General features: G+C 64.3%; 10 protein-coding genes. 5 read left to right on the plus strand and 5 right to left on the minus strand.

Going from position 1 to position 11,868, the window contains the following annotated elements; all coding sequences use genetic code 11:
- Nucleotides 1-99 precede the first annotated feature (99 nt).
- Nucleotides 100-1,533 (plus strand): TolC family outer membrane protein, encoded by a 1,434-nt coding sequence (locus tag LJX93_RS24410; RefSeq protein ID WP_033701841.1) that lies wholly within the window; start codon nt 100-102, stop codon nt 1,531-1,533.
- A gap of 51 nt (nt 1,534-1,584) precedes the next feature.
- On the opposite strand, the gene waaA is transcribed toward LJX93_RS24410, so the two are convergent.
- Together waaA and LJX93_RS24420 are read right to left on the minus strand one after the other, a co-directional pair.
- The gene (waaA, locus tag LJX93_RS24415; protein WP_227696497.1) at nt 1,585-2,856 is read right to left on the minus strand and encodes a lipid IV(A) 3-deoxy-D-manno-octulosonic acid transferase; all 1,272 of its coding nucleotides are present in this window, start codon (nt 2,854-2,856) and stop codon (nt 1,585-1,587) included.
- 11 nt (nt 2,857-2,867) lie between these two features.
- Nucleotides 2,868-3,758, minus strand: a complete 891-nt coding sequence (locus tag LJX93_RS24420) for a LysR family transcriptional regulator (RefSeq protein WP_033701844.1) — start codon at nt 3,756-3,758, stop codon at nt 2,868-2,870.
- An 85-nt stretch (nt 3,759-3,843) separates the two neighbouring features.
- On the opposite strand from LJX93_RS24420, the gene LJX93_RS24425 reads away from it, so the two are divergent.
- From LJX93_RS24425 to LJX93_RS24440, 4 genes are read left to right on the plus strand one after another with little or no spacing between them, the layout of a single operon-like run.
- Entirely contained in the window at nt 3,844-4,176 is a 333-nt protein-coding gene (locus tag LJX93_RS24425; RefSeq protein ID WP_033701845.1) for a DMT family transporter, read from the plus strand.
- Between the two features lie 46 nt (nt 4,177-4,222).
- Nucleotides 4,223-5,398 (plus strand): NAD(P)/FAD-dependent oxidoreductase, encoded by a 1,176-nt coding sequence (locus LJX93_RS24430; protein ID WP_033701846.1) that lies wholly within the window; start codon nt 4,223-4,225, stop codon nt 5,396-5,398.
- A complete protein-coding gene (locus LJX93_RS24435) occupies nt 5,395-6,207 on the plus strand; it encodes an aldo/keto reductase (protein WP_227696498.1) in 813 nt (270 codons plus the stop codon). Before LJX93_RS24430 ends, LJX93_RS24435 begins: the two co-directional genes overlap by 4 nt.
- Nucleotides 6,208-6,244: 37 nt before the next feature.
- Nucleotides 6,245-7,213: a hypothetical protein gene (locus LJX93_RS24440; protein ID WP_033701848.1), complete on the plus strand. Its 969-nt coding sequence runs from the start codon at nt 6,245-6,247 to the stop codon at nt 7,211-7,213.
- A gap of 30 nt (nt 7,214-7,243) precedes the next feature.
- Here LJX93_RS24440 and hldE read toward each other — a convergent pair whose 3' ends face one another.
- From hldE to LJX93_RS24455, 3 genes are all read right to left on the minus strand, one after another.
- Entirely contained in the window at nt 7,244-8,665 is a 1,422-nt protein-coding gene (gene hldE, locus LJX93_RS24445; RefSeq protein WP_033701849.1) for a bifunctional D-glycero-beta-D-manno-heptose-7-phosphate kinase/D-glycero-beta-D-manno-heptose 1-phosphate adenylyltransferase HldE, read from the minus strand.
- A gap of 130 nt (nt 8,666-8,795) precedes the next feature.
- A complete protein-coding gene (gene msbA, locus LJX93_RS24450) occupies nt 8,796-10,604 on the minus strand; it encodes a lipid A export permease/ATP-binding protein MsbA (protein WP_033702580.1) in 1,809 nt (602 codons plus the stop codon).
- 15 nt (nt 10,605-10,619) lie between these two features.
- A complete protein-coding gene (locus LJX93_RS24455; RefSeq protein ID WP_033701850.1) occupies nt 10,620-11,795 on the minus strand; it encodes an O-antigen ligase family protein in 1,176 nt (391 codons plus the stop codon).
- Nucleotides 11,796-11,868: the final 73 nt, after the last annotated feature.

The following is an 11,868-nucleotide window of genomic DNA, read 5'->3' on the forward strand; positions in this document are numbered from 1 at the left end:
CGCACTGGGCGATTGTTGCCGGGGGCGCATGGCACTACACTGGCCCATCGCTCGATACTCAACAGTTCAGTAATTAATTTTCGTACAAGGATTGCCTCTATGCTGCGCAAACTCTCACTGGCGATAGCCGTGTCTTGTGCGTCCAACGGAGTGGTCTGGGCAGCGGATGTGCCCATGACGGTGAAGACCGACCTGGTCAGCGTCTACCAGGAGGCGGTCGACAACAACGCCGACCTTGCAGCGGCCCGCGCCGATTATGGCGCCCGCCGCGAGGTGGTACCGCAGGCCCGCGCCGGCCTGCTGCCGAACCTGTCGGCCGGTGCCGAAATGTTGAACACCCGTACCAAGCTCGACGAACCGTCGATGACTTCCAACCGCAGCGGCAACGCCTGGAGTGCGACCCTGGCGCAGCCGGTGTTCCGTGCCGACCGCTGGTTCCAGTTGCAGGCCGCCGAGGCGGTCAACGAGCAGGCAGCGCTTGAGCTGTCGGCCACCGAGCAGAACCTCATTCTACAGACGGCGCAAAACTATTTTGCGGTGCTGCGCGCCCAGGACAACCTGGCCGCGACCAAGGCTGAAGAATCAGCCTTCAAGCGCCAGCTCGACCAGTCCAACGAGCGTTTCGACGTGGGCCTTTCCGACAAGACCGACGTCTTGCAGTCCCAGGCCAGCTACGACACCGCCCGCGCCAACCGGATCATCGCCGAGCGCCAGGTACAGGATGCCTTCGAAGCCCTGGTGACCCTGACCAACCGCGAGTACGCGTCGATCCAGGGCGTTGTCCACACCCTGCCGATTCAGGTGCCCACGCCCAACGATGCCAAAGCCTGGGTCGAGACCGCCGGGCGGCAGAACCTCAACCTGCTGGCGACCAACTACGCCGTCAACGCCGCTGAAGAAACCCTGCGCCAGCGCAAGGCCGGCCATGCCCCGACCCTGGATGCGGTGGCCAAGTACCAAAAGGGTGACAACGACAGCCTCGGCTTCACCAACCCTTCGCAGCTGGGCGTGCGTTACAGCGGCGACGTCGAGCAGACCAGCATCGGCCTGCAGCTGAATATTCCGATCTACAGCGGCGGCCTGACCAGTTCGCAAGTGCGCGAGGCCTACCAGCGCCTGAGCCAGAGCGAGCAACAGCGCGAAAGCCTGCGCCGCCAGGTGGTAGAGAACACGCGCAACCTGCACCGTGCGGTGAATACCGATGTGGAACAGGTGCAGGCGCGCAAGCAGTCGATCATTTCCAACCAGAGCGCGCTGGAAGCCACCGAAATCGGCTACCAGGTCGGTACCCGCAACATCGTCGACGTGCTCGACGCCCAACGCCAGCTGTACACCTCGGTGCGTGACTACAACAACAGCCGCTATGACTACATTCTCGACAACCTGAGCCTCAAGCAAGCGGCCGGCACCCTGAGCCCGCAAGACCTGCAGGACCTGGGGCGGTATCTGAAACCGGACTACAACCCGGACAAGGACTTCCTGCCACCAGACCTGGCGGCAGCTGCAGCGAAGAACTTCGAACGCAGGCCTTGAGATGGGTAGGGCTTCTTCGCGGGTAAAACCGCGAGGAAGCCAGAACCAGAATCAGCGAATAAGCGCACCCAGCCCATCCAGCAACCGCTGCAAGGCCCCCTGATTGGCCTGCATCACCGCCCTGCCCGCCTCGCCCATGCGCTGACGATCCTGCGGCAATTCGATCAGCCGCCGTACCGCCTCGGCCAGCCCTTCGACATCCTCGACCTGCTGCAACGCCCCGGCTGCCTTCAGCATCGCGCTGATTTCAAGGAAGTTGAACACATGTGGCCCCATGATCACCGGCAATGCCAGCGCTGCCGGTTCCAGCGGGTTGTGCCCGCCAGTGGCGACCAGGCTGCCGCCGACGAAGGCGATGTCGGCCAGTGCATAGAGGAACAGCAACTCGCCCATGGTATCGCCGAGCAGTACGCGGGTCTGGCCATCGACTGCGGCACCGGTTGAACGGCGCACGGTGGCGAACTGCTCGGCACACAGGGCATGCACCGAGTTGAACCGCTCAGGGTGGCGAGGCACCAGTATCAGCAGGGCATCGCCGTGCACCTGCAGCAACGCCCGATGGGCCTGCAGGATCAAGGCATCCTCACCTTCATGGGTGCTGGCGGCGATCCACACCGGGCGCTGGCTTGCGCCCCATTGCTCGCGCAGCGCCCTGGCGCGCGGCAGCAGTTGGTCATCGACCTTCAGGTCGAACTTGATCGAACCGGTCACCTGCACACACGCAGGCAGCGCGCCCAGGTTGCGAAAGCGCTGCGCTTCGGTGTCGGTTTGCACCGCGATCAGGCTCATCTCGGCGAGCATCGGCCGGGTCAGCTTGGCGAAACGCGCATAACCACGGGCGGAGCGCTCGGACAACCGGGCATTGGCCAGCGCCACCGGGATGCCCCGCTTGGCACACTGGTGGATGTGGTTAGGCCACAACTCGGTTTCCATGATGATGCCCAGCTTCGGCTGCACATGGTCGAGAAAACGCCCGGCGGCCCATGGCAGGTCGTAGGGCAGGTAGCAATGCTGCACGCGCGGTTCGTCGGCAAACATGGCGCGAATGCGTTCGGAACCGGTCGGGGTCATGCAGGTAAGCGTGATCGGCAGGCCTGGGTAGGCCTTGAGCAGCGCCCGCACCATGGGTGCGGCGGCGATGCTTTCACCCACCGACACGGCATGCACCCAGATGCCGCCCCGCTGCATGGCCGGCAGGTTGAAGGCGAAGCGCTCGCCGATGCGCTGGCCGTAGGCCGGTGCCTTGCGCGCCCGCAGGAACAGGCGCAGCGCAACCAGTGGCAGGCCCAGGTGAAACAGCAAGGTATAGAGAGTTCTGTTCATGGCGGCGAAGTTTACCCGATCGCGCGCAGGTGCACCGCAAAGCGCTCGGCCAGCCATTGCGCGGCCGGCCCCAACGGCTCGTCACGGCGCCAGGCCAGCTCGACGACCAGCGCCGGCGGCCGCCACTCGCTGGCAAGCTCGACCATTTGCGCCTGGTAGGTGGGGTACTGCACCACATGCCGGGGCAGCCAGGCCCAACCCAGGCCGCGCATCAGCAGTTCAGCCATGGCGTAGAAGCTGTCGGCACGCCAGACCTGCGGGCTGATCGCTTCGCCGCCGGGGTAGCCACTCTGCTGCGGGGTGATCAATAACTGCCGGTGGCGTGCCAACTGCTGGCGGCTGACCCTTGCCTGCTGCGCGAGCGGATGGCCGACCGCGCACACCGTGACCATTTCCACACTGCCCAGGGCACGACGCTCCAGCGACGCCGGCATGCTTTCATGATGAAAAAACAGGCCAAGGTCGGCGCGCCGCTCCACCAGCTTGCGCGCCACATCACCCTGGGCGGCGCTGGCCAGTTGCACGTCCAGGTACGGGTAGCGGCTGGCCAGCTCGTCCAGGCTGTCGATGACGGGCTGATAAGGCATCGCCTCGTCCTGGGCGACCCGCAACAGGGCTTCCTGCCCGCGCATCAGGGCCAAGGCGCGCCCGTCCAGGCGCTCGCATTGGCGCAGCAATTCACGGGCGTCCTCCAGCAGCGCGGTGCCGTTTTCGGTCAGCTTGGGCTGGCGGCCGCTGCTGCGTTCGAACAGGGTTACGCCCAGGTCCGCCTCCAGCAGGGCGATGGCGTTGCTCACCGCCGACTGGGCCTTGCGCTGTTCACGGGCAACGGCGGAGAACGAGCGCAGTTCAACAACGCGCACGAAGGTGCGTAGTTGCTCGAGGTTCCACTGTTCGGCCATCAACCTATCTCCATGGGTGATAGGTAATGACTTTAACCCATCCAGGCAACGTCTAGAATGCCCGACCAGTCACCGGAGAACCGCCATGAACGCCTACACCTACCTTGCCATCGCCATCTGCGCCGAAGTCATCGCCACTGCCTCCATGAAAGCGGTGAAGGGGTTCAGCACGCCTCTGCCGTTGCTGCTGATGGTGGTCGGCTACGGCATCGCGTTCTGGATGCTGACCCTGGTGGTGCGCAGCATTCCGGTGGGGATCGCCTATGCCATCTGGTCGGGGCTGGGCATTGTGCTGATCAGCGTGGCGGCACTGGTGATCTATGGGCAGAAGCTGGATGTACCGGCAATGCTGGGCATGGCGATGATCGTCGGTGGGGTGGTGGTGATTCAGCTGTTCTCGAAGACTGCCGGGCATTGATACGGGCTGTATACTTGCCAGCTGTCCCAGTCTTCGAGGTACCGCCATGCCAACCGCCATTTCCACTGACGTACTGATCGTCGGCGCCGGGGTCGCAGGCCTCTGGCTCAATGCCCGGTTGCGCCGTCAGGGCTTTTCGACCGTGCTGGTGGAGCGCGCCAGCCTCGGTGGCGAGCAGACCATCAAGTCTCAGGGCATCATCCACGGCGGCACCAAGTACGCCCTGCACGGCGCCCTGACCGGCGCCTCGGAAGCCATCGCCGACATGCCGCGGCGCTGGCGGGAGGCTTTGGCGGGCAATGGCGAACTGCCGCTGGGCAACACCCGCCTGCTGTCCGAGGCACACTACCTGTGGTCCCCCGGCACCCTGGCCGGCAACCTCACCAGTTTCTTCGCCAGCAAGGCCGTGCGCGGCCGGGTCGATCAGGTCAAGGGCGAGCAACTGCCGCCGGCCCTGCAGGACCGCGCCTTCAAGGGCAAGGTCTATCGCCTGGCGGAACTGGTCATCGACGTGCCCAGCCTGCTGGCCAACCTGGCCGAACTGGCCGGCGACAGCCTGCTCGCCGGCGAGCGCATCGAACCCCTGCGTGACGGCGATGAGCTGGTGGGTTTGCGCGTGGACGACCGTGAAATCCGCGCGCAGCGTATCGTGCTCAGCGCCGGCGCCGGCACCGAAGACCTGTTGCATGCGCTGGGCCTGAGCCAGCCGGCCATGCAGCGCCGCCCCTTGCACATGGTCATGGCCAAGGGGCCGAACCTCAAGCCGCTGTATGCGCACTGCCTGGGCGGCGGGCCCAAGCCACGGGTCACCATTACCACCCACCCGGCGGCCGATGGCCAGTGGGTCTGGTACCTCGGCGGCGACCTGGCCGAGGCCGATGGCGTGGCCCGCGAGCCGGCCGCGCAGATTGCCGCGGCGCAAAAGGAAATCGCCAACCTGCTGCCCTGGGTCGACCAAGGTCAGGTCCGCTGGGCAACCCTGCGCGTGGATCGCGCCGAGCCCGCGCAGTCGGGCCTGGTGCGCCCGGACAACGCCTTTATCGCCGACCAGCAACGCCTGCTGGTGGGCTGGCCGACCAAGCTGGCGCTGGCCCCGGACTTCAGCGACCGGGTAATCGCCATGTTTGAACGCGACGGCATCCGCCCAGGCGCCCAGGCCGACCTCAGTGGACTGCCGCGCCCTGCGCTGGGCGTGCCTGCCTGGGAGCGACTGCTGCCATGAGCCTGCCGACCCTGCACGACTTCCATCGCCCCCTGGGCAGTACCGGCCTCAAGGTCTCGCCCCTGGGCCTGGGCACGGTCAAGCTTGGCCGCGACCAAGGCGTGAAATACCCCACCGGCTTCACCATCCCCGATGATGACGAAGCCCGCATGCTGCTGGCCCAGGCCCGCGAACTGGGCATCAACCTGATCGACACCGCGCCGGCCTATGGCCGCAGTGAAGAGCGCCTTGGCCCGCTGCTGCGCGGCCAGCGTGATGCGTGGGTGATCGTCAGCAAGGTCGGTGAAGAGTTCGACAACGGCAGCTCGCACTTCGACTTCAGCGCCGCCCACACCCGCCGCTCAGTGGAGCGCAGCCTGCGCCGCCTGGAAACCGACCACATCGAGCTGGTGCTGGTGCATTCCGACGGTAATGACCTGGCGATCCTCGAGCAGCAGGAGGTCTACCAGACACTTGCGGCCCTTAAGCAAGAAGGCAAGATCCTTGGCTTCGGGCTGTCGGGCAAGACCGTCGCAGGTGGCCTCAAGGCCTTGGAACAGGGCGACTGCGCCATGGTCACCTATAACCTGAACGAGCAGGCAGAACGCCCGGTGCTGGACTACGCTGCCGAACACGGCAAGGCGATCCTGGTGAAGAAGGCCCTGGCCAGCGGGCACATCTGCCTGGCACCCGGGGTCGACCCGGTGCAGGCCAGCTTCGAGCTGCTGTTTTCCCGCCCGGGCGTCAGCAGTGCTATCGTCGGCACCATCAATCCGTTGCACCTGGCCCATAACGTGGCCACCGTCGCCCGAATTCTGGGCCAGCATTGAGCCGCCCTCGCGGGCGTCCGACAGGAGGAGGAACCTCGTGCCGCGAACGCTGATCCGCAAGAACCCGAGCAACTTCAAGACACTGCCGCTGCATGTCGAGGCCACCGCCGAAGGCCTGGTTTACCAAAGCATCGGCATGCCGCTGAACTTCGCCCAGACCCAACAGCGGCGCCGTGCCATCCAGCTGCCCGACACGCAGCGCTTCGTGGCCGAGCTTGCCAACCTGGGTGTCTCGGTACGCCTGACCCTGCACTGGCAAAACCGTGACTACTGGGTATTGGTCCGTCAGCGGCGCCAGGACCGCGGCGACGTGGTGCTGAAGCTGATTTCTGGCTACGTCCCCGCCCAAGAACTCAACTTGCCGCTGCACACCGCCGTGCAGGAAGTGGCCGAAGAATGCCTGCTGGAAACCCCGGAAGGCTGGCTGGGTGGGCGTTTCAATGACACCTGGCTGCCGGCCCCCTACGCCGCCGCTCTGCACTACCGCGAAGCGCTGCCGTTTGTGCTGACGCCGGAGTCTGGTGCCGCACGGCCGGTGCACTGCGCCAACCTGATGCTGCTCGAACGGCCACGGGCCTATGTGCACTTGCCGACCGCCTCGTTGCAGCTCATCTATGACATGCGCCTGCAGGTGCCCAGGGACGCCAAGAAGCTCAGCCTGTTCCATGTCGATGAACGCCTGGAAGGCGACCAGTTGGTGGCCCGGCTCAATCGCAAACGGCCGGACCTGTACCTGATGCCCTTGAAGGACGGGCAACCGTTGGCCGAACTCTACACGCTGAAAAAGGACGAGCTGGTGCCGGCGAGCACACGCGGGCTGTACCTGGCCGAGAGCTTTGCCCGGCAAGAAGGTTGGGTGGTCAGGGATGAGCGGATTCGCTGGCGGGATTGGGTGAAGCAGCAAGGGTTGGTGGAGGCCAAGCCCGGGCGGGCTTCACATCTGCAGCGGTTTGGCGACAAGGCGCGGGCATTGCTGGCCAAGGCGCGGACTTCGTTGCACAAGTAACACTGGGGCCGCAACGCGGCCCCAGTTACATCAGTTTTTGCGGATCTTCTCGACAATGGCTGTGGTCGAGCTGTTCTCGACGAGCCCCAGCACCTTCACGGTGCCGCCATAGGCCTTGACGATGTCGGCACCCACCACCTGGTCGATGCCATAGTCGCCGCCCTTGACCAGCACATCCGGCTTGACCTGGCTCAGCAGGTTTTCCGGCGTACCCTCGGGGAAGCTGATCACCCAATCCACCGCCCCCAGCCCTGCCAGCACCGCCATGCGGCGGTCGACGCTGTTGATCGGGCGGCCCGGGCCTTTCAGGCGGCTGACCGACGCATCGTCGTTGACCGCGACGATCAGCCGGTCGCCCTGGGCACGCGCCTGCTCCAGGTAGGTGACATGGCCGGCATGCAGAATGTCGAAGCAGCCGTTGGTGAAGACGATCTTCTCGTTGTGCGCACGCGCATCATCGATCGCCAGCAGCAACTGCTCGAGGCCCAGCACCCCGCGCTCGGAGCCCTCTTCGCGCTGGATCGCCCGGCGCAGCTCAGGGGCGCTGATGGCGGCGGTACCCAGCTTGCCGACCACGATACCCGCCGCCAGATTGGCCAGGGCCACCGCGTGCGGCAGGTCTTCACCGGCCGCGATGGCCGCCGCGAGGGTGGAGATCACCGTGTCGCCGGCACCGGTGACATCGAACACTTCGCGGGCGCGGGCCGGCAGGTGCAGTGCGGGGTGGCCCGTACGCAACAAGGTCATGCCGTGCTCGCCACGGGTCACCAGCAAGGCGCCAAGGTCCAGGTCCAGCAGCAACTGCAGGCCTTTGGCGACCAGCTCTGCCTCATCGGCGCAACGGCCAACGATGGTTTCGAACTCGCTGAGGTTCGGGGTGATCAGGCTGGCGCCGCGGTAAATGGAGAAATCCTTGCCCTTGGGGTCGGCCAATACTGGAATACCCTTGGCGCGTGCAGCCTGGATCAGGCTCTGGTGGTTCTTCAGCGCGCCTTTGCCATAGTCGGACAACACCAGCACCTTGACGCCATCGAGCAGGCTGTCGACCTCCGTACCCAGCGAGAGCGGGTCGGTGGCGAACGGTTCTTCGAAATCGATACGCAGCAGCTGCTGGTGGCGGCTCATGACCCGCAGCTTGACGATGGTCGGCTGGTGCGCGATGCGCTGGAACACCGAGCGCACGCCCGCAGCTTGCAGGCTGTTGGCCAGGCTGTCGGCCGCCTCGTCCTGGCCGGTAACACCGATCAGCGACGCGGGCGCACCCAGGGCGGCGATGTTCAAGGCAACGTTGGCCGCGCCGCCGGGGCGATCCTCGATCTGATCGACCTTGACCACCGGGACTGGCGCTTCAGGCGAGATACGCGAAGTACCGCCATGCCAGTAGCGGTCGAGCATGACATCGCCGACCACCAGTACCGGGGCTTGATCGAAACGCGGCATGGACAACTTCATGGGCAACCCATATGAAAATAATGAACAGGGGCAGGATATTAGCACAGGGCAAGCGACGGCTTTACGGCCAGATCGGGCCCTTGAAAATTCCGGTGACAATCGGGGCCGGCACGGCCCCGATCAAAGAGGTTCAGGTGATATCGGCCTTGGCCGGCTCATCCAGGCCCATGGCATGCAGGCGGGCATAATGGCCATTAGCCTGAAGCAGCTCGGCATGGGTGCCACGCTCGACCAGGCGGCCCTGGTCCATGACCAGGATCATGTCGGCCTTTTCGATAGTCGACAGGCGGTGGGCGATCACCAACGTGGTACGGCCCTCCATCACATGGTCCAGTGCCGCCTGGATGTGCCGCTCGGACTCGGTATCCAGCGCCGAGGTCGCCTCGTCGAGAATCAACAACGGCGCGTCCTTGAGCAGCGCCCGAGCAATGGCCAGGCGTTGGCGCTGGCCACCGGAGAGCAGCACGCCGTTCTCGCCGACCTCGGTGTCGAAGCCCTTCGGCAGCTTGTCGACGAACTCCTTGGCGTAGGCATCTGCAGCCGCAGCCTCGATGTGTTCACGCGGCGCACCGGCCAGGTCACCGTAGGCAATGTTGTTGGCGACGGTGTCGTTGAACAAGGTGACGTGCTGGGTAACCTGGGAAACATGGCGACGCAAGTTGCGCAGGCGATAGTTTTCGATCTCCACGCCATCGAGCAGAATCTGCCCCTTGTCGTGGTGATAGAAACGTGGAATCAATGCCGCCAGGGTCGACTTGCCACTGCCAGAGCGGCCCACCAGGGCGATCATCTGCCCCGGCTCGGCGACGAAGCTGATGTCGCTCAACACCTCACGGTCGGTGCCTGGGTAGGTGAAGCTGAGATCACGCACTTCCAGACGGCCTTCGACCTTTGCCTTCTCGATGGTGCCGCTGTCCACTTCAGGCTCTTCGTCGAGCTGCTCGAAGATGCTTTCTGCGCCTGCCAGGCCTTTCTGGATGGTCGAACTGACTTCGGAAAGCTGGCGAATCGGTTTCGGCAACAAGCCCGCTGCGGTGATGTAGGCCACCAGGTCACCGGCGGTGGAGTCACCACGGAGGTACAGCACCAGGAACATCAAGGCGGCCATGGCGCTGTAGATCACCAGCTGCAGCATCGGCGTGTACAGCGAGCCGGTCTTGGTCATGCGCAGCTGCTTGTCGGTGTTGCTCTGGCTGGCGCGGCCAAAGCGCTGCTGTTCGTAGGCCTCGCCACCAAAGCTGCGCACCACGCGATAACCCTGGATGGTCTCGGAGGCGACGTGGGTCACATCCCCCATGGCCACCTGGATTTTCTTGCTCTGCTTGCGGAATTTCTTGCTGGCGACGCTGACCATCACCGCGATCACCGGCAGGATGGCAACCATGACCAGGGTCAGGTGCCAGTTCATCCACAGCAGGTAGGCAAACAGGAAGACAACCGTCAGGCCCTCGCGGATCACCACCTTGATCGCATCGGTCGCGGCACCGGTGACCATGGTCACGTTGAAGGTGATGCGCGAGATCAGATGGCCCGAGTTGTGGTTGTCGAAGTAGCGGTTGGGCAGCACCAGCAATTTGTTGAACAACTCGACCCGCAGGTCATGCACCAGGCACAACGACACTTTGGCCAGGAAGTAGTTGCCCAGGAACGAGCCCAACCCCTGCCAGGCCGCGATCAGGATGATCAGCAGTGGCACCGCCTGCAGCAACTGCAGGTCGCGCAGGTAGGGCACGGTAGGGAACAACACCGCTTGCGGATTGCTCAGGCCATCGACGAAATACTTGAGAATGCCGGCCAGCATTGGCTGGGTCGAGGCGAAGATCACGAAACCGACGATGCTCAACAGGAAAATGCCGGCATAGGGTTTCACGTAGCTCAACAGCCGGAAGTAGATCTTCAGGCTGGAGGTGTGCTCCGCGGTTCGCGGTGTTTCGGCCATCATCGAGCTCGCTGTTCAGGTTGAACCGGAAATTTTACCACAGGCTTCATTTTCGGCACGCCCCCAGGGCAACAACATGGCCAGGCCGACCGGCAACCAGCTGATGAACCACTCCGCACGCGGCGTACCGGTCAGGCTGGCGGCATCGAACTGCATGGCCAGGGTCGAGTAGACCCAGAAGCACAAGAGTACCTTGCCGAACAGTGTGGCACGGGCCCGGACGATTTCACCGAGGGTGTACAGCCACACGGTCACCCACAGCAGCATGCCGGGCAGGCCCATTTCCACCGCAACGTGGGTGAACATGTTGTGGGTATGGTCGAAGTGCTTGCCGACTGCGCTCACATCGTACCCAGCGCCCAGGCCCAGGCCTGTCCAAGGATGGGCGGCAATCATGTCCACCACCGCATGGAAAATCTCCGGCCGGTAGGACGAGCCGCGCTTGGCGATCAGGTCGTACATCACATAGAACGCAGCGCCCGTGGCGATGACCGCCAGGATCGAGAACACCCGGCTGTGACGATCACGGAACCACAGCGGCGCCATCACCACCGTGATCACCAGGGCCAGGATCGCCCCGCGGCTCTGGCTGAGCACTGCAAACGCGCCCAGGCAGGCCAGCGCTGCCAGCCACAGCAACTGCATGCCACGCTTTTGCGGCGGCTCGTACAACAGGAACAGCGCGGCGGCCCCGACCACATAGGCACCCAGAATGGGGTGTGATATTTCGCCGATGCCTGCCAGCCGGGCCAGCAGCGATTTGCCCTGCAACCCGTAGAAGTTGATGATCGACACCAGCGCGGCGAAGGCCAAAAGGCCACTCCCCAGCAGCAACAACTGGCGGATCCGGGCCAGCCCCAGCTGGGCCAGCAACGGGAACGCCATCAGGAAGACCAGAATGTAGATCAGGCGCTTGATTTCACGCCCCGGCTCTTCGGCCGGCGACCAGGCCAGGCTCAACCCGCTCCAGGCCAGCAGCAACAAGATACTGCCCCACAATGCCGGCTGACGCCGCCAGGCCTGGGCAAACACCTGCCGGGCAGACCACGCCAGCACGAGCGTCGGTAACCACAAAAACAACACCAGCCCTTGCTGGTAGATCTTGTTGCTGGGCGCCAATGCAATTGCCGCCAGGAACCAGACCAGACCCAAACCTAACCAGGCCCGAGCCCAGCGTTTTTCATACAACATCCTTTTCCCCCGATGAATCAAAGACACCATCCATGGTGCTACCGCATTATTTTCGGCATTATTGCCGGTCATT

The organism is Pseudomonas sp. HN2-3 (genome assembly GCF_020691745.1).
Lineage (GTDB): Bacteria > Pseudomonadota > Gammaproteobacteria > Pseudomonadales > Pseudomonadaceae > Aquipseudomonas > Aquipseudomonas capeferrum.